Source organism: Microbacterium sp., assembly GCF_040394595.1.
Lineage (GTDB): Bacteria > Actinomycetota > Actinomycetes > Actinomycetales > Microbacteriaceae > Microbacterium.
Window position 1 is genome coordinate 33,786 of sequence record NZ_JBEBSA010000007.1, and the last position, 16,801, is coordinate 50,586.

At 71.5% G+C, this 16,801-nt stretch carries 18 protein-coding genes; 5 read left to right on the forward strand and 13 right to left on the reverse strand.

Going from position 1 to position 16,801, the window contains the following annotated elements:
* Positions 1-114 precede the first annotated feature (114 nt).
* Positions 115-1,317, forward strand: a complete 1,203-nt coding sequence (locus ABWO84_RS09485) for a class I SAM-dependent methyltransferase (protein ID WP_353114286.1) — start codon at positions 115-117, stop codon at positions 1,315-1,317.
* Positions 1,318-1,320: 3 nt separating this feature from the next.
* Here ABWO84_RS09485 and ABWO84_RS09490 read toward each other — a convergent pair whose 3' ends face one another.
* From ABWO84_RS09490 to coaA, 11 genes are all read right to left on the reverse strand, one after another.
* On the reverse strand, positions 1,321-2,496 hold the full coding sequence (locus tag ABWO84_RS09490; RefSeq protein WP_353114287.1) for a hypothetical protein: 1,176 nt from the start codon (positions 2,494-2,496) through the stop codon (positions 1,321-1,323).
* Positions 2,497-2,499: 3 nt separating this feature from the next.
* Positions 2,500-2,940, reverse strand: coding sequence for a hypothetical protein (locus ABWO84_RS09495; RefSeq protein ID WP_353114288.1), 441 nt, complete (start codon positions 2,938-2,940; stop codon positions 2,500-2,502).
* Positions 2,937-3,995 carry a tRNA (adenosine(37)-N6)-threonylcarbamoyltransferase complex transferase subunit TsaD gene (gene tsaD, locus ABWO84_RS09500; RefSeq protein ID WP_353114289.1) on the reverse strand — a complete coding sequence of 353 codons (1,059 nt, stop codon included), beginning with the start codon at positions 3,993-3,995 and terminating at the stop codon, positions 2,937-2,939. Before tsaD ends, ABWO84_RS09495 begins: the two co-directional genes overlap by 4 nt.
* Entirely contained in the window at positions 3,988-4,476 is a 489-nt protein-coding gene (gene rimI / locus ABWO84_RS09505; protein WP_353114290.1) for a ribosomal protein S18-alanine N-acetyltransferase, read from the reverse strand. Before rimI ends, tsaD begins: the two co-directional genes overlap by 8 nt.
* Complete coding sequence (gene tsaB / locus ABWO84_RS09510) at positions 4,473-5,093, reverse strand: tRNA (adenosine(37)-N6)-threonylcarbamoyltransferase complex dimerization subunit type 1 TsaB (protein WP_353114291.1); 621 nt, start codon at positions 5,091-5,093, stop codon at positions 4,473-4,475. The genes rimI and tsaB overlap by 4 nt, the downstream gene beginning before the upstream one ends.
* Before the next feature lie 9 nt (positions 5,094-5,102).
* Positions 5,103-5,594 carry a tRNA (adenosine(37)-N6)-threonylcarbamoyltransferase complex ATPase subunit type 1 TsaE gene (gene tsaE, locus ABWO84_RS09515; protein WP_353114292.1) on the reverse strand — a complete coding sequence of 164 codons (492 nt, stop codon included), beginning with the start codon at positions 5,592-5,594 and terminating at the stop codon, positions 5,103-5,105.
* Complete coding sequence (gene alr, locus ABWO84_RS09520; protein ID WP_353114293.1) at positions 5,591-6,691, reverse strand: alanine racemase; 1,101 nt, start codon at positions 6,689-6,691, stop codon at positions 5,591-5,593. Before alr ends, tsaE begins: the two co-directional genes overlap by 4 nt.
* Complete coding sequence (locus ABWO84_RS09525) at positions 6,688-7,065, reverse strand: holo-ACP synthase (protein ID WP_353114294.1); 378 nt, start codon at positions 7,063-7,065, stop codon at positions 6,688-6,690. Before ABWO84_RS09525 ends, alr begins: the two co-directional genes overlap by 4 nt.
* Before the next feature lie 56 nt (positions 7,066-7,121).
* On the reverse strand, positions 7,122-8,963 hold the full coding sequence (glmS, locus tag ABWO84_RS09530; protein WP_353114295.1) for a glutamine--fructose-6-phosphate transaminase (isomerizing): 1,842 nt from the start codon (positions 8,961-8,963) through the stop codon (positions 7,122-7,124).
* Between the two features lie 61 nt (positions 8,964-9,024).
* Positions 9,025-11,148, reverse strand: a complete 2,124-nt coding sequence (locus ABWO84_RS09535) for an RNA polymerase sigma factor (protein ID WP_353114296.1) — start codon at positions 11,146-11,148, stop codon at positions 9,025-9,027.
* A 160-nt stretch (positions 11,149-11,308) separates the two neighbouring features.
* The gene (coaA, locus tag ABWO84_RS09540) at positions 11,309-12,262 is read right to left on the reverse strand and encodes a type I pantothenate kinase (protein WP_353114297.1); all 954 of its coding nucleotides are present in this window, start codon (positions 12,260-12,262) and stop codon (positions 11,309-11,311) included.
* 197 nt (positions 12,263-12,459) lie between these two features.
* Here coaA and ABWO84_RS09545 point away from each other — a divergent pair, with 197 nt between their 5' ends.
* From ABWO84_RS09545 to ABWO84_RS09555, 3 genes are all read left to right on the forward strand, one after another.
* Positions 12,460-12,768: a YciI family protein gene (locus ABWO84_RS09545; protein ID WP_353114298.1), complete on the forward strand. Its 309-nt coding sequence runs from the start codon at positions 12,460-12,462 to the stop codon at positions 12,766-12,768.
* A gap of 67 nt (positions 12,769-12,835) precedes the next feature.
* Positions 12,836-13,765, forward strand: a complete 930-nt coding sequence (locus ABWO84_RS09550) for a Ppx/GppA phosphatase family protein (protein WP_353114299.1) — start codon at positions 12,836-12,838, stop codon at positions 13,763-13,765.
* Between the two features lie 24 nt (positions 13,766-13,789).
* On the forward strand, positions 13,790-14,593 hold the full coding sequence (locus ABWO84_RS09555) for an arsenate reductase/protein-tyrosine-phosphatase family protein (RefSeq protein ID WP_353114300.1): 804 nt from the start codon (positions 13,790-13,792) through the stop codon (positions 14,591-14,593).
* Between the two features lie 14 nt (positions 14,594-14,607).
* Here ABWO84_RS09555 and ABWO84_RS09560 read toward each other — a convergent pair whose 3' ends face one another.
* Entirely contained in the window at positions 14,608-15,261 is a 654-nt protein-coding gene (locus ABWO84_RS09560; protein ID WP_502915408.1) for a hypothetical protein, read from the reverse strand.
* 297 nt (positions 15,262-15,558) lie between these two features.
* The gene (locus ABWO84_RS09565; protein WP_353114302.1) at positions 15,559-15,828 is read right to left on the reverse strand and encodes a PqqD family protein; all 270 of its coding nucleotides are present in this window, start codon (positions 15,826-15,828) and stop codon (positions 15,559-15,561) included.
* A 114-nt stretch (positions 15,829-15,942) separates the two neighbouring features.
* Here ABWO84_RS09565 and ABWO84_RS09570 point away from each other — a divergent pair, with 114 nt between their 5' ends.
* Positions 15,943-16,794: a helix-turn-helix domain-containing protein gene (locus ABWO84_RS09570; protein ID WP_353114303.1), complete on the forward strand. Its 852-nt coding sequence runs from the start codon at positions 15,943-15,945 to the stop codon at positions 16,792-16,794.
* Positions 16,795-16,801 lie beyond the last annotated feature (7 nt).

A 16,801-nucleotide genomic window follows, 5' to 3' on the forward strand; every position in this document is an offset into this window, starting at 1 on the left:
GACATCAGAAGACTCGTTCGCACTCTCATGCCGAGAGTGCTAACGCCAGTGTATGCGCAGAGCTGGCACTCATGCAATGCGAGTGCCAATCCCGAGGGCTCGTAGTGTTGTCCTGTGGAGATGTCCGAGCTCACCGCCCTGCTCACCCGCGAGGGGCTGACGCTGCTCGACGCCCTCGGGCCCGTCGAGTCGTCCGCGGACGTCGCCCGGGCCGTGTCCCGGCTGCGCGCCGCCGGCCACTCCCCCGACCTCGTGTCGGCCGTCGTCGGCCAGGCGCACCTCCGTGTGAAGGCGGTGCCGAAGTTCGGCGAGTTCGCCGCGAGGATGCTGTTCACCCGCGCGGGACTCGAACAGGCGACGCGGCTCCGGGTCGCCGGTCTGCACGCCGCCCGGATGCGGCGCGCGGGGATCACCCGGGTGGACGACCTCGGCTGCGGGATCGGCGGCGACTCGCTCGCGTTCGCCGCCGCGGGCCTCACGGTGCGCGCGGTCGACGCCGACGAGGTGACCGCAGCCATCGCCGCCTACAACCTCGCGCCGTTCGGCGAGGAGGCGACCGTCGTGCACGGCGCTGCTGAGGAGCACGCGCCCGCCGGGGGCCGCGCCGCGACCTCCGCGGTCTGGCTCGACCCCGCCCGGCGCACCGCCGGGCACTCCGAGACGCAGCGCGTCGCCGCAGCCGACTACTCCCCCGCCCTGGACTGGTGCTTCTCGCTCGCGACGCAGGGGCCGACCGGCATCAAGCTCGGCCCGGGGCTGGACCGCGACCTGATCCCCCGGGACGTCGAGGCGCAGTGGGTGAGCGCCGACGGCAGCGTCGTCGAGCTCGTGCTGTGGAGCGGCGCCCTCATGCGGGACGGGGTCCGGCGTGCGGCCCTGGTGGTCCGCGGCGACGAGACCCACGAGCTCACCGCGGCAGCGGACGCCGAGGATGAGCCGGCCCGTGGGCTCGGCGCCTTCGTCCACGAACCAGACGGCGCCGTCATCCGGGCGCGGCTGATCGGGGAGGCGGCCCGGATGCTGGACGCGGGCATGATCGATCCGCAGATCGCCTATCTCACCGGCGACAGCGCGGTGACGAGCCCCTTCGTGCAGTCCTTCCGCGTGCGCGAGACCGTGCCCGCGCACGTGAAGACGGTCAACGCGATGCTGAAGGCCCACGACATCGGCCGCCTGGAGATCAAGAAGCGCGGGATGGACGTCGACCCCGCGGCCTTCCGCCGCAAGCTGAGCCTGCGCGGCGACGCGGAGGGCACCCTCCTCCTCACCCGCACACCCGCGGGCCGCGTGGCGATCCTCGCCGACCGCGTGCGCTGACCCTCAGTCCTGAGCGCCCTTGCTGATCATCAGCAGCCAACCGCGCTGCGTCATCTCGACGCTGTACGTGCTGCCGGCGACGGTGAGCGATCCGCCGGTGTCGACGTCGCAGGCCTCCGCATAGGAGAACGGCTCCGCGGAGTCGGGGAAGGGCGTGGCGGCCGGATCGTCGAAGCGACCCGCCTTGAGCGGCGCGCCCTGCGCGTCGAGGGCCATGACGAGGCAGTTCCGGTTGCCGTGATCCCCCATCCAGATCGGGGCGTCCTCCACGTAGCCGACGACGTTGAGGCTCTCGCCCTTGTACCCCGCGTCGACGAGCTTCTCGGCGTAGGCCAGCTCGTCGCCGGAGAAGTTCGAGCGCCAGTCGAACTCCATCGCCGCAGAGTCGATGCGCTGCATGAGGAGGACCGTCTTCCCCGCCGCGTCCGTCGCCAGCACGGCCATGATCTGCACGGGGTTCTGATCGCCGTCGGACTCCGGCGTGTTGATCTGCGCGTTCAGCGAGCCGAAGTACCCGTTCTTCACGCTCTCGGCGGGCTGGCAGTCCTGCGAGTTGTTCCCGCCTTCCCCCGTGGTGAGGATGATGCACCGCATCTCGCCGTTGTTCTTGGTGCCCTGCCACGCGGCGACCTCGTACTTCTCGCCCGCGAACTGCACCGATCCGGCGTCGTAGTCCCCGGACGCCTCAAGGTTCTTCCACACCTCGTGCTGCGCGGCGGTCATCGGCGTCCCGCCGTCCCTCCCGAACGCCGCCCAGCCGATGCCGAGCCCCACGAGGAGCGCCGCGACCGCGGTGACGGCGCCGAGGAGCAGCGCGCGGCGACGACCAGGCGGTCGCCGAGGATCCCCGGGCTCCTCCGTCGCGCCCTCCGAAGCGGGCGGGTGCTCGGGGGACGCCGTCTCTGCGAACGTCTCACCGCCGTCCGGGTCCTCCTCCGACGCCGCGACGGGCTGCTCGGGGAACAGGCCGGCGACGGGCGGGAGCGGGGGCGGGACGGACCGTTCCTCCGCACCGTCCGGAGCGTCCGGCGGGCGCACCGTCTCCTCCGCCGGCGCCCTCCGCGACCGTGTCTGCAGCGCGCGGAGCGTCTCCGCCTCGGCCTCGCTCAGCGCGTCGCCCCGCCCGTATGCGCGGCGCTGCAGCTCCCTGAGCAGCGTGAAGTCTTCCCCGTCCAGCATCCGTCACCCCATGTTCTGGAACTGCATCGCCGCCCACAGCAGCCAGGCGAGGCTGAACACCGTCGCCGCGATCCCCAGCACCAGCGCCCAGCCGGCGATCATCCTGCTCTCCACCGGCCGGCGCAGGGACATGATCGCGGCCACCACCGCGATGATCGCGACCGGGATCCCCCAGCCGACGAACATCGAGGTCGCGAGCGCGACGATCGCGGCGACGAGCGCCCAGGGCGCGAGCCGGGTCTTGTCCTCCGGCTCGGGCATGACCGAGGGCTCCCACCCGCCGCCCGCCCCGGCCGTGTCCGCGTCGGGACCCGTCGCGATCGGAGCGACGTCGACCGGCGCCGTCGGCAGCCGTAGGTACGACCTGTTGGCCCCGGGCATCGCCGCGTCGCCCTCGGGACGCTCGACCTCCGGGGTGGGGCCTTCGATCTGCGGGTCGCTCATGCCGGACTCACCTGGATCTCCGTCACGGGGAGCGTCGAATCGGCGCCGAACGCGAGCGTCGACGGCCCGCGCCCCGACGAGATCAGCTCCGCGGCGAGCGCGGCGATCATCGCGCCGTTGTCGGTGCACAGACTCAGCGGCGGGATCCGGACCGTCACGCCCGCCGCCTCCGCCCGCTCGAGCGTCGCCTCGCGCAGCCGCCGGTTGGCGATGACCCCGCCGCCGAGCAGCAGCCGGGGGACGCCGAGGTCCTTGCAGGCGGCGAGCGCCTTGGTGACGAGCACGTCGACGACGGCCTCGCGGAAGCTCGCGGCGACGTCGGCCACGGGGATCTCCTCGCCCGCCGCCTCGGCACGCTCGATCCAGCGGGCCACGGCCGTCTTCAGCCCGGAGAACGAGAAGTCGTAGCGATGCCTCGCCATGTCGGAGGCGCGGGACAGCCCCCGTGGGAAGCGGATCGCGTCGGGGTCGCCGTCGGCGGCCGCCCGGTCGATCTGCGGGCCCCCGGGATAGGGGAGCCCCAGCAGGCGTGCGACCTTGTCGAACGCCTCCCCCGCGGCGTCGTCGACGGTCTCGCCCAGCAGCTCGACATCGGTCGTGAGATCGCGCACGTGCAGCAGCGAGGTGTGCCCGCCGCTGACGAGGAGGGCGATCGTCGGATACTCCAGCGGCGGCGCGTCCTCGTCGACGATGTCGGCGGCGATGTGGCCGACGAGGTGGTTGACGGCGTACAGGGGCTTGTCGAGGGACACCGCGAGGCCCTTCGCCGCGCCCACCCCCACCATGAGGGCACCGGCGAGCCCGGGCCCGCTGGTCACCGCGATCGCGTCGAGGTCGTCCAGGCCCACCTCCGCCTCGGCGAGCGCGCGCTCGATCGACGGCTGCAGGGCCTCGAGGTGCGCGCGGGCGGCGATCTCGGGGATCACCCCGCCGTAGCGGGCGTGCTCGTCCATGCTCGACGCGATCGTGTTCGACAGCAGCGTCCGGCCGCGGACGATGCCGATGCCGGTCTCGTCGCAGCTCGTCTCGATGCCGAGCACCAGGGGTTCACGCATGCGCGTCATCCGCCTTCCGGAGGTCGTCGCGCGATGACGGCACCGCCGCGCGCATCACGATCGCGTCCACGTCGTCGGGCTGGTAGTACCGGGGGCGACGCGCGATCTCGACGAACCCCTCGGAGACGTACAGTCCCTGAGCGATCGGATTGTCGGCGCGCACCTCGAGGAAGACCTCCTCGGCCCCGCGTTCACGCGCGGCGTCGAACAGCACGTGCAGCATCCGTCGTCCCCGCCCGCGGCCGCGCACGGCCGGATCGAGCGCGATGGTCTGCACGTCCGCGTCCTTCGCCCCGGCGGGCGCCCGCACACCGGCGTAGCCGACGACCCGGCCGTCCTCCTCGTCGACGATGTAGTGGTTGTGCACGCTGGTGAGCTCGGTGGCCATCGTCTGGGCGCTCCACGCATCGGTCGGGAAGGAGGCCGTCTCGAGGGCCATGATCCCGTCGAGGTCGGCGCTGGTCGCGCGCCGGATCGTCATCGGCGCACCTGCGCGGGGACGCGCACATCGGGATGACGCAGATAGAGGGGCTCGGCGCCGGCGAGCACACGACCGGCGGCGAGGGCGCGGGCGCCGACCCGGGCGAGCGCGACCGCGTCGATCACGGCCGTGGGGATCGCGTCGGCGATCTCGGCGTCCTGCGGCATCAGGACGGTCTCCGCGGCCGGCGCGGGGATGCCGTCAACGTCGAGCCCGCCGAACCGGCTGACCGCGAACTCCCGGCGGCGCGCGTCCGTGACGATCGCGAAGTCGCGGCGGCCTCCGTCGATCGCCGCGAGTGCGGCGCCGAAGTGGCTGGGCACCGGGACGACGGGGATGCCCCGGCCCAGGGCGAAGGCGCGGGCGGCGGCGATGCCGATCCTGAGCCCGGTGAACGGGCCGGGGCCCATGCCCGCGACGACGTGGGAGACACCGGGACGCGCGACCCGCTGCAGCAGGTCGCCGATGATCTCGGCGTGCCCGAGCGGATCGGGGCTGGAGGCCTCGGCGACGACCGACCCGTCTGCGGCGATGACGGCGACGGCCGTGCCCAGCGAGGTGTCGACGGCGAGAATCACCTCTCCAGGGTAGTCGGCGACCGCGCCGGGGCGTCTCATCCCCGCGGCTCAGCGCTGTTCCGGGCGCTCCGCCCTGGTCAGCGTCAGCACCCGCGGAGCATCGGCGTCGAGCTCCTCGTCGGCGAGGTCCCCTCCGCCGACGGGGCGCTCCAGTTCGATGTCCCACCAGGCGTCCGCGATGGCGGAGGCCATCGGCCGCCCCCATTCGATGACCACGACCGAGCGTACGAGGTCGATGTCGAGATCGTCGAGCTCGGCGGACGATCCGAGGCGATAGGCGTCGACGTGCACGAGCGGCGCGCGACCGGTGAGCGAGGGGTGCGTACGCGCGATCACGAAGGTCGGGCTCTGCACCGGGCCGCGCACACCCAATCCCTCGGCGAGACCGCGCGTGAAGGTCGTCTTCCCCGCACCCAGCGGACCGGTCAGCACGATCACGTCGCCCGCCTCGAGGAGCGCCCCGATCCGCGTTCCGAGGTCCTCCATCTCGTCGGCGGTAGCGATCTCGTGCCGTCCGAGGAAGGCGGAGAGGTCGCTCACGACACGCTCCGCCGCGGGACCCGCGGGCCGATGCGGGTCACGATCTCGTAGTTGATCGTGTCCGCGGCCTCCGCCCAGTCGGTCGCGGAGGGCTGCCCCAGCGTCGGGTCGCCGAACACGACGACCTCGTCACCGGGCGCGACCTCCGTGTCGCCCACGTCGACGACGAACTGGTCCATCGCGATCCGCCCCGACACGCGGTGCCGCCGGCCGCCGATCAGCACCTCCCCGCGTCCGGATGCCTGGCGCGGGATGCCGTCGGCGTATCCGAGCGGCACGAGGGCGAGCGTCGTCTCCCTCTCGGTGCGATAGGCGTAGTCGTAGGACACGCCGGTTCCGGCCGGGACGCGTCGCACCGCGGCGACCGCGGCCCGCAGCGTCATCGCCGGACGCAGCCCGAGGTCGGAGGAACTGCGGTCGTCGAACGGCGAGAGCCCGTAGAGGCCGATGCCGATGCGCACCGCGTCGAACCGCGCCTCCGGGCGGTCGATCGCCGCGGCCGTGGCGGCGAGGTGACGCACCTCGGGACGGATCCCGAACGACTCCGCCTGAGCGAGGGCGTCCTCGAACGCGGCGATCGCGAGGCGGTCGTCCTCGGGGGTCGCGTTGGAGAGGTGGCTGAAGATCCCGACCACGCGGAGATGCCCGATGCGCTCCAGCCGGGCCGCCTCGGCGAACACGTGCTCCCAGTCGCCGGGGGCGAGTCCGTTGCGCGAAAGGCCGGTGTCGAGCTTGAGGTGCACGCCGATCGGCCCTTGCGCGGCCGCCGCCGACTGCAGCTGTCCCAGGGAGGAGACGCCGATCTCGATCCCCGCCTCCGCGGCGTCGTGGAAGCGGCGGTCCGGCGCGTGCAGCCAGCACATCAGAGGCGCGTTGACGCCGGCGCGGCGGAGCGCCAGCGACTCCTCGAGCGTCGCGGTGCCGATCCTGGACGCGCCACCGGACATCGCCGCGGTCGCCACCTCGACCGCGCCGTGGCCGTAGCCGTTCGCCTTGACGACGCCGATCACGTCGGCACCCGTGAGGCGCCGCAGATGGCGGACGTTGTCGGCGACCGCATCGAGGTCGATCGTGGCCTCGCGGAACGGGATGCTCATGGCGCTCCTTCGGTCGGGGTCTCGACATGCTCGGCGACCACGTAGGCGATCGCGAGCCCGGCGTCGTGCGAGAGGGAGAGGTGCATCGTCGTGATGCCGCGCTCCGCGATCACGGCGGCGGTCGATCCGGTGAGCACGAAATACGGCCGCCCGGAGTCCTCCGAGGCCACCTCGATCTCCGTCCAGTGCACACCGTCGCTGCCGCCGAGCGCCTTGATGAGAGCTTCCTTGGCCGCATAGCGCGCCGCCAGGGACGGCAGGCGCAGCCTCTGCTCCGCGGGGGCGAACAGGCGCTGCATCAGTCGCGGGGTGCGGGCGACCGTGCGCTCGAACCGCGGGATGTCGACGAGGTCGATGCCGGTCCCGATGATCACCGGATCAGCCTATCCCGGGGTCGCGGTCCGGGCTGGGCGCGGATGCCGGGGCGAGGTCACTCCACGGTGACGGACTTCGCCAGGTTGCGCGGCTGGTCCACGTCGAGTCCCTTCGCGGTGGCGAGCGCCATCGCGAAGATCTGCAGCGGGACGACCGCGAGCACCGGCTCGAAGAGCGCACCGGCGAGCGGGATGCGGATGACCTCGTCGGCGAAGGGCAGCACGGCGGCGTCGCCCTCCTCCGCGATGACGATCACGCGGGCACCACGGGCGCGGATCTCCTGGATGTTCGAGACGACCTTGGAGTGCACGAGCGCAGAGTGCCGCGGCGACGGCACGATCACGAACACCGGCTGCCCGGGCTCGATCAGCGCGATCGGGCCGTGCTTCAGCTCTCCGGCCGCGAAGCCCTCGGCGTGGATGTAGGAGATCTCCTTGAGCTTGAGCGCCCCCTCGAGGGCGATCGGATACCCGACGTGACGCCCGAGGAACAGCACCGAGCGGGTGTCGGCCATCCAGCCGGCGAGCTGTGCGACGTGCTCCTGCTCGCCCGCCAGCACGTGCGCGACCTTCTCGGGCAGCGCCTGGAGCTCGGCGACCTCCGCAGCCGACTCGACGGTGCCCCGCACGCGACCCATGTGCAGACCCAGCAGCAGCAATGCGGTGATCTGCGCCGAGAACGCCTTCGTCGACGCCACCGCGACCTCGGGCCCGGCGTGGGTGTAGACCACGGCATCGGACTCACGCGGGATGGTCGCCCCCTGGGTGTTGCAGATGGACAGCGTCCTGGCACCGCGCTCCCGGGCGTATTTGACGGCCATGAGCGTGTCCATCGTCTCGCCCGACTGGCTGATCGAGACCACCAGGGTCTCGGCGCCGATCACCGGGTCGCGGTAGCGGAACTCGTGCGCGAGCTCGACGTCGACGGGCACGCGGGCCCACTGCTCGATCGCGTACTTGCCCACGAGCGCCGCATAGGACGCGGTGCCACAGGCCGTGATGATGACGCGATTGACGCCGAGGAAGAGGTCGTCGAGACCGTCGAGCTCGGGGATCACGACCTGGCCGTCCTGGATGCGTCCGCGGATCGTGTTCGCCACGGCCTCCGGCTGCTCAGAGACCTCCTTGGCCATGAAGCTCGGCCAGCCGCCCTTCTCCGCCGCGGCGGCGTCCCACGACACCTCGAAGGGCGTGGCCTCGACGGCGTTGCCCTCGAAGTCGGTCACGATCACCTCGGAGGGGGTGATCGCCACGATCTGGTCCTGACCGATCGCGAGCGCCCTGCGGGTGTGCTCGACGAAGGCGGCGACGTCGGATCCGAGGAAGTTCTCCCCCTCGCCGAGGCCGATCACCAGCGGAGAGTTGCGCCGCGCGCCCACGACGACTCCCGGCTGATCCTGGTGCATCGCGAGCAGAGTGAAGGCACCCTCGAGGCGGTTGACGACGGCCTGGAACGCGGTCTGCAGGTCTCCGGTGCGGCGGTACTCGCGTCCGAGCAGCGCCGCGGCGACCTCGGTGTCGGTCTCGCTGCGGAACGAGACGCCCTCTGCCTCGAGCTCGGCGCGGAGCGCGGCGAAGTTCTCGATGATGCCGTTGTGGATCACCGCGAGGCGGTCGTCGTCGGCGAGGTGCGGATGCGCGTTGACGTCGGTCGGGCCGCCGTGGGTCGCCCAGCGCGTGTGTCCGATGCCGGTGGTGCCGTCTGCCAGGGCGGAGTCCGCGAGGGAATCGCGCAGCACGGCGAGCTTTCCGGCCTTCTTGCGCATCCCGAGCGCGCCGTCCTCATCGATGACGGCGATGCCCGCGGAGTCGTAGCCGCGGTATTCGAGGCGGGCGAGTCCGGCGAGCAGGATGTCCTGGCTGGACCGCGGGCCCACGTATCCGACGATTCCACACATGCTGTCAAGGGTAAATGCGTACTTTTGCGAGGGTTCCGAACCAAAGGAGGAACACTCCGAGTCAGCGTTCGCGGGAGTCCTGTCCCCGAGTCGTGTCCCCGCTGACGGCGGGTACCCTCCCCCGGCCTCCGGCATCGGCGACGCCGGTGCCGTCCCGGTCGTCACCCTCGTCGCCGTGCGCGATCACGGCGTCGTCGTCTCCGGCTCCGTGATCGTGCGGATCGGACTGATCGCCGTCCGCCTCGTCGGGGCCGCATCCCGATCCGAGGAACGCGATGAGGCCCGGAATCGAAAGGGAGGCCGTCTTCGTGCCCGTGCCCCGGTCGGAGACGTAGCGGAACACCAGCTCCCTGGCCAGGACGATCTGCTTCCCCGAGAGCCGCACGACCGAAACGCCCCGCCCGTCGGGCCCCAGAGGCGTGACGCTGTCCGCCTGGCCGTCTACCTGCGTCAGGACGCGCGCCCCCGCCACGCCGCTCAGCGGAATGCGGAGGGTGAGTCCCAGCCGATGCTCCGCCTCCCCCTCCCAGGTGCACTGCACATCGGCGCCGAGGATCGGCGCGGCGGCGAGCGGATCGGGATCGGACGGGTCCGGGTCCACCGGCACAGGGTCCACCGGCACAGGGTCCACCGGCGCAGGATCCACCGGCGCAGGATCCACCGGCGCAGGATCCACCGGCTTCGGGTCCACCGGCGCAGGATCCACCGGCACAGGATCCACCGGCTTCGGGTCCACCGGAGGGGCCGGGGCCGGGTCCACAGGCTTCGGGTCCACCGGCGGAACCGGGGCCGGGTCTACGGGCTTCGGGTCCACCGGCGGAACCGGGGCCGGCTCCACAGGCTTCGGGTCCACCGGCGGAACCGGGGCCGGCTCCACCGGTGCAGGCTCGACGGGCTCCGGGCTCGCCGACTTCGGATCGGCAGATTGCGGATCTATGGGCTTCTCCTCACCTGCGGCCGGATCATCGACCTCCGGCACGGGCGCGGGAGTCGGAATCGGGGCGAGCGTCGGCGCAGGAGAGGGTCCCGGATCGGCGTCCACGGCCGCCGTGTTCACCGTCGTCGGCCTCTCGGCTGTCTGCCCCGTCGCCGTGTCGGGTGTCATCGCGGCCGCGGAGTCGAGCAGAGCGATCGGCGCCGGCGACAGCGTGCCGGCGATGACCGTACCCGCCACGATGATCGCGGCGGCCGCCGCGCTTCCGCCGACCAGGGCACCGGCGCCCGCCAGCGCACCTCCCGCCGAGACGGCCGCCCCCGTGGAGACGCCGGCTCCTGCCGCAGCCGCAGCCGCCGCGTTCGCACCCGCGGATGAGGCGGCCGCCGAGGCGATCAGCGCCGCCGCGCCGCGTCGACGTGTGCGACGTCGACCGGAGGACGTCCTCTCCACGGCTGCTCGGCTTGCGGCAGACGCCACCGGACGCGAGCGGACCGGACCTTCGGCGGAGATCCCTCCTGCGGCGGCGAGGTACCCCTGCGCCCCGACAACCCCCAGCACCGTCGCGAGCATCTCCTCGGGAAGCCTGCTCGCGAGCTCACGAGACTCCTCCACGACCTCACGGCACCGCGGGCAGGCGCTGAGGTGCCGCGTCTGCTTCGCCTGCGCCCGTTCGCCGAGGTGTGCGCCCGGTCCGTATCCGAGTCTTTCCAGCGTCCATCGGCAGGCCGCCGGCGACAGGCCGTCCAGATGCGAGCGCACCCACGCCGCGTGCAGCGAGGAACGCGCATCGATGGACAGCTCCGAGACGTCGCCCACCGACATCCCGAGCATCACGCCGGCGACGGAGGGGCGCTGCTGCTCGACGTCTGTGTACCACAGCACCTCGCGCTTGCGCACGGGAAGTGATCCGAACGCCGTCGGGATGTCGCCCGCCGTGCGGACGACCCGTGCGGGAGCCCGGACGGTGAGCCCGCGGGCGTCGGAGGCCCACCTCACCTGAGCCAGGAGGAAGGCGCGGAAAGCGCCGTCGGGCACGTCGCCGTGGACCACCGCGTCGCCGGCCCGGACGATGGCGTCGTCGAGCACGTCCTGCGCCTCGGGCAGACCGACCAGCGTCTCCGCCGCCGATCCCGCCGCAGCGATGTGCCTGTCGATCAACTGGGCGAACGCTCCGTCCACCCCGGTGCGCGCCCCCTCGAGCAGCGCCGCGTCGCTGATTCCCGTGATCGTCCGACCGTGTGCATCCATGTGTTTCCCCCGGACATGCGCCGCGACCTCCGACAGGTCGCCGCCCGCGCATTTCTCCGAAGATGGCACAAGAGCCCGGCCACCGGTGCCGATTCCCCGCTCCTGCAGCGGGATTCACCCCCGAAACCACCCCTTGGGGCACCCGAAGCGCCCCGGGGCGTCAGAGCTTGCGCAGCAGCACGCTCTCCACGGCGTGATCCTGCCCCTTGCGCAGCACCAGACGCGCCCGGTGCCGGGTGGGGAGCACGTTCTCGAGGAGGTTCGGCATGTTGATCTCGTTCCAGTATCCGAGCGCCGTCGTCACCGCCTCGTCGTCGGTGAGCTGCGCGAACACGTTGAAGTAGGAGGAGGGGTTCGCGAACGCGCCCTTGCGCAGCGCGAGGAAGCGGTCGATGTACCAGCGCTCGATGTGCGCGGAGTCGGCGTCGACGTAGATGGAGAAGTCGAAGAGATCGCTCACCGCGACGTCATTGGGCGCCGGCGGCGGCTGCAGCACGTTGAGGCCCTCGACGATGACGACATCGGGCCTGCGGACCACGACGGTCGCATCCGGGACGATGTCGTACCGCATGTGGGAGTAGAACGGCGCACGCACCTCCGGGGCGCCGCTCTTCACCTCGGTGAGGAAGGAGAGCAGGGCGCGCCGGTCGTACGACTCGGGGAACCCCTTCCGGTCCATCAGGCCGCGGCGCTCGAGCTCGGCGTTCGGATAGAGGAAGCCGTCCGTCGTTACCAGCTCAACCCTCGGGGTCCCCGGCCAGCGGCTCATCAGCTCGCGCAGCAGGCGGGCGATCGTCGACTTCCCCACCGCCACCGATCCGGCGACGCCGACGACGAACGGCGTGGTCGAGTCGTCCTCCTGAAGGAAGGCGCTCGTCGCGGCGCCGAGGTCCTTGGTGGACGTCGCGTACAGGCTCAGCAGCCGGCTGAGGGGCAGGTAGACCTCGCGCACCTCCGCCAGGTCGAGGCGGTCCCCGATCCCGCGGATCTCGACGACCTCCGTCTCGCTGAGCGGCTGGTCGAGCCCCGCGGCGAGGCGGGCCCAGTCCGCGCGGTCGATCTCCCGATACGGGGAGAGCGGGAGGGTCGGGTCAGCGGCGGTCACGGACCCCATCGTATCCATGCGCGTTCCCCGGGACGCGCATGGCCGGCCCCTCCCGTTTCCCGCGGATTCATCGAATATTCCGGTCCCGCACCCATTGTGCGCCGTCCCCCCGGCGCGCATCATTGTCCCGAGCGTCCGCGCGAAGAGTCCCTTCCTCCCCACGGCGGCGGCTCTCCGCATCCGCAGGACCGAACACAAGAGGAACCATGACCACCTATCTGCTCATCTACCGCGCCGATCCCGCCGCCCGCGCCGAGATGCCGGAGCCCACGCCGGAACAGGGGGCCGAGATGATGCAGGCCTGGATGGGCTGGGCCGGCCGCGTCGGGGACGCGATGGTCGACTTCGGCAATCCCACCGCAGCGGCCTCACCGGGCGCGGATGCCTCGGTCGGCGGCTACTCGTTGGTGAGCGCCGACTCGTACGACGGCGTCGCCGCGCTGCTCGACGGGCACCCCCATACCGCGATGGGCGGCACGATCGACGTCTACGAGGTGCAGCCCTACGGCGCCTGATTCCTCGTGGAGCGGGATCGCGGCGCCGTCGCGGCCCCGCTCCGCCGCGTCCGAGTAGTCTCTTCCCGTGCGCCTGGGAGTCCTCGACATCGGATCGAACACCGTCCATCTGCTGGCGGCGGACGTCCGGGCCGGCGGCAGGCCGCTCGCGACCACGAGCGATCGCACCGTCGTACGGCTGATGCGGTTCCTCGGCGACGACGGCGCGATCAGCGACGAGGGCGTCCGGCAGCTGCTCGACGCGGTCACCCGCGCACGGGCGATCGCGAAGGCCGAGCGCGTGGACGCCCTGCTGGCGACCGCGACGAGCGCCGTCCGCGAGGCGTCGAACGGCGAGGCCGTGATCGCCCTCATCGAGCGCGCCCTGGGCAAACCCCTGCAGGTGCTCGACGGCGAGACCGAGGCGTCGCTCACGTTCCTCGCCGTACGCCGCTGGTTCGGCTGGTCGGCGGGCAGGCTGCTGCTGCTGGACATCGGCGGGGGCTCCTTCGAGTTCGCGACCGGCGCCGAAGAGCTGCCCGATGTCGCGGCGTCCGTGCCGCTCGGCGCCGGCAGGATGACCCTCCGGTTCCTGCCCGACGACCCCCCGGGCGAAGAAGCCGTCGAAGCGCTGCGCGGCCATGCCCTCGAGACGCTCGCCCCGGTGGTCGCCCGGCTGCACGACGAGCCCGCACCCGATCACGTGGTCGGGTCGTCGAAGGCGATCCGCTCACTGGCGCGCCTCGTCGGCTATCCGGTGTCCGGCTGGTCCGGCTCGGAGCGGATGCTGCTCCCGCGCGCGGCGCTCGGCTCGTGGATCCCCCGCCTCGCACGGATCCCGGCCTCCGCCAGACAGGAGCTGCCCGGTATCACCCCCGACCGCGCATACCAGATCGTCGCCGCCGCCGTCTGCCTGCACACGGCCATGACGGCGCTCGAGATCGACGAGCTCGAGGTGTCCCCCTGGGCGCTGCGCGAAGGGGTGCTCCTACGCTACATCGAGCAGTCGCTGGGCTGACCCCGCACGCTCTAGCATGATCACATGCAGGAACCCGGGGATCCGTCCGCCCGACCGGACGACCAAGAACGCCCCCTGACCCGCCGCGAGCTGCGTCTGCGCCGGGAGCAGGTTGCGCCGACGACCGCGACCGCTCCCGAGGCCGCACCCGGCTCCGTGGCCGCCGCCCCCACGGCATCCTCCTCCTTCGGCTCGGTGGCCTCGATGTTCACGCCCACCGTTCGGCAGCAGACCTCGACGCGCCCCACGGTTCTCACCGTCTGCACCGGGAACATCTGCCGTTCCCCCCTCGCCGAGAACCTGCTGCACACACACCTCTCATCGCTCGGCGTGCGCGTGCACAGCGCGGGCACCCACGGCCTGGTCGGCCATGCGATGACCGACCAGGCGCAGCGGATCGCGCACGCGCAGGGCGGCGACGAGGACCACGCCGCCGCGCACGCCGCGCGCCGCCTCGACGAGGGCATGCTCGACGACGCCGACCTCATCCTCACCATGACCGCGGAGCAGAGCGACTTCGCCGTGCAGATGATGCCCCGCCGGCTGCACCGCACCTTCCCTGTGCGGGAGTTCGCCCGGCTCGCCGCGACGCTCTCCGATCAGCAGGTGCGTACGGCCGCCGACGCCGCCGGGGCCGATCCCCGGGCCCGGCTGGTCGCCGCGGTGACCGCCGTCGCCGCCCAGCGGAGCTACGCGCCCCCCGCCCGGAGCGACGAGGACGTCATCGACCCGTACCGTCAGCCGTTCTCCGTCTACGAGCAGTCGGCGGCCCAGCTCACCCCTGCCCTCGCCGAGGTCGAACGCGTCGTCAAGGCCGCCGTCGGCTGAGTGTTCCCGGCTCCTCAGCCGCGACGAACGCTCCCCCACACGTAGTGGAGCAGGGCTCGTGTCCCGCGTCTCCATCTCACAAGACGATGCTGCCAGGCCTCCCGGGCAGTGGGCACGATATCCGGATCATTACGCGGGATATCCGCTCGCGAAATCCAGAGGGCCCGGAAGAGCACGCCAGGCTTTTCAGCCCATGGGGACTGCCTCATCGCCGCCAGCCAAGAGACCGCGGCCCCATCTTCCACCGTCTCGCGGTTGAGCGTCCACAGCTGCCGCTGGCGAGCTGTGGCATCGGTCTCCGCCTCGACGCCGATGGCCGCCAGCACGTCCCGCATCACCCATTGAGCCCCTCCCACCTGCACGATCTGGACGAAGTCCTCGCGTTGCTCGTCGTCGAACTCGTCAGAGACGATCCGTGTGATGCGTTCCAACTCATCGTTGTGGCGAAGAGACCTGGTGTAACGAAGGGAATGCAACGCACCGATGACCGCCGCGCCCGCCCGCGACGGAACGGGCACATCGACATGCGCCAGGGGCAGAGTCCGGCGAGTGGACCATAGCCGGTCGAAGGTCCTCCCGCGGTCGCCGAAGAATCCCGGGAAGTACTCGTGCACGTCGATGTCGTTCGGCCAGCGATCGCAGATCAGCGTCACCGAATGCTGATCCATGAGCGTAGGGACGCTTCTCTCGTGGCGCGGATGCCAGCTGTTCTCCATGAGGAGCTGACAGAGTTCGCTGAAACGTGCGGGCTCCACGAGAACGTCCGCGTCTGCAGACACCCTCGGCTCACGGAGCCCGTAGTGGTCCGCGACGGGCCCCTTGATCGCCAACGTCCTGATTCCCGCCTGTTCCGCGACATGAGCGACCAGCGCGTGCGCGAGATGTCCCCCTTCACGCAGTCCAAGGCGAACCGGTGCCCCTCCATGAACGCTCGACATCCATACCCTCCCTACGATGGCGCGCCGTCAACGGACGGCGAGATGCGCTTCACGCAAATCGATCAGAAGTGCTTCGATGTCCTGCCGCACTTGGGATTCTTCCGCATCGAACACCTCGACGGCGACTCCCGCGATCTCGTCGAGTGTCGCACGTCCTCGCGTCGCGAGTTCCTCCCACACGAACGCCGCCGAGCTCTCGAGGAGAACGGGTCCCGCGCCGGCATGCTCAAGGTCCAGGACCAGATAGCCTGACTCCGTCTCCAACCACGCCACGCCGCTGGCGATGCGCCATCCCATATCTCTCCCCACCTTCACAGACTACCCAGCCCGTGGGAAAGCGGAAGCTCAAGAGGCGCAACAGGCTCCGCTGGTAGTATGTCGGAATACCATGCTCAGGAAAGAGCCCGAGACGTGCGCGACATCCCCCCCTCCCACATGCTCACCTCGCATCTGGGCATCGACTCCCATCGTGCGGGCCTGATCATGGCGAAGTCCTTCCGCTCCGTCGTCACGACCGTGCATCGAGTACGGGACTTCCGCTGGAGATGGGCCCCGCAGGATGGGCAGGACCGCTACGCCGCCGTGTTCTTCCCGCGGTTCGACGTCGAGCAGCTGGAGGACGAGCCGATCGGCCTCTTCCTCCCCGCCGACGCCGCGGAGACCATCGACTGGGAGCGCCCCACCGACGTGGTGGGGGTCTGGATGCGCGCGGAGTCGCTCGACGACTTCATGAACGGCGCACAGCTGGAGCGGATGTCGCTACAGCCCTCCCCCTTGACGACCGCATTCCGCGCATTCGCCCGTTCGGTCGCCCACGAGCCCGACACCGGCTCGTCGATCTCCCGCTACGCAATCGAGCGCCTGCTCGCGGAGATGGTCTTCAGCGCGGTGCTGGAGACACAGGCGGGTGAGCTCCCCGAGCGCGGGCCCGCGAGCCTTCTCGACCGCGCGAGGTCGACCATGCTCCTGCACCGCGAGGATCCCGCATTCACCGTCACCGAGCTCGCCTCCGAGCTGCACGTGTCGCCCCGTCACCTCCAGCGCGCCTTCGCACGGGCGCAGACGACCCCCGGGGACGCGCTCCGCCTCATGCGCGTGGAGCTCGCCGAGTCACTGCTGCGCAACCCCGACTACGCGCCGCTCTCGGTCGACGAGATCGCCCGGCACTCCGGGTTCAGCAACGGCCTGCAATTGCGTCGGGCCCTCCGCGCTGAGGGTCTGCCGGCACCGAGCGAACTGCGCCCGGCACTGGTCGCGGGCTGAGAGCCGG

Bases quoted from the DNA above. Each gene is read 5' to 3' on its own strand.
- ABWO84_RS09490 (WP_353114287.1), bottom strand. From the start codon at position 2,496: ATGCTGGACGGGGAAGACTTCACGCTGCTCAGGGAGCTGCAGCGCCGC.
- ABWO84_RS09495 (WP_353114288.1), bottom strand. From the start codon at position 2,940: ATGAGCGACCCGCAGATCGAAGGCCCCACCCCGGAGGTCGAGCGTCCC.
- tsaD (WP_353114289.1), bottom strand. From the start codon at position 3,995: ATGCGTGAACCCCTGGTGCTCGGCATCGAGACGAGCTGCGACGAGACC.
- rimI (WP_353114290.1), bottom strand. From the start codon at position 4,476: ATGACGATCCGGCGCGCGACCAGCGCCGACCTCGACGGGATCATGGCC.
- tsaB (WP_353114291.1), bottom strand. From the start codon at position 5,093: ATGAGACGCCCCGGCGCGGTCGCCGACTACCCTGGAGAGGTGATTCTC.
- alr (WP_353114293.1), bottom strand. From the start codon at position 6,691: ATGAGCATCCCGTTCCGCGAGGCCACGATCGACCTCGATGCGGTCGCC.
- glmS (WP_353114295.1), bottom strand. From the start codon at position 8,963: ATGTGTGGAATCGTCGGATACGTGGGCCCGCGGTCCAGCCAGGACATC.
- ABWO84_RS09535 (WP_353114296.1), bottom strand. From the start codon at position 11,148: ATGGATGCACACGGTCGGACGATCACGGGAATCAGCGACGCGGCGCTG.
- coaA (WP_353114297.1), bottom strand. From the start codon at position 12,262: ATGGGGTCCGTGACCGCCGCTGACCCGACCCTCCCGCTCTCCCCGTAT.
- ABWO84_RS09545 (WP_353114298.1), top strand. From the start codon at position 12,460: ATGACCACCTATCTGCTCATCTACCGCGCCGATCCCGCCGCCCGCGCC.
- ABWO84_RS09555 (WP_353114300.1), top strand. From the start codon at position 13,790: ATGCAGGAACCCGGGGATCCGTCCGCCCGACCGGACGACCAAGAACGC.
- ABWO84_RS09560 (WP_502915408.1), bottom strand. From the start codon at position 15,261: ATGGATCAGCATTCGGTGACGCTGATCTGCGATCGCTGGCCGAACGAC.
- ABWO84_RS09565 (WP_353114302.1), bottom strand. From the start codon at position 15,828: ATGGGATGGCGCATCGCCAGCGGCGTGGCGTGGTTGGAGACGGAGTCA.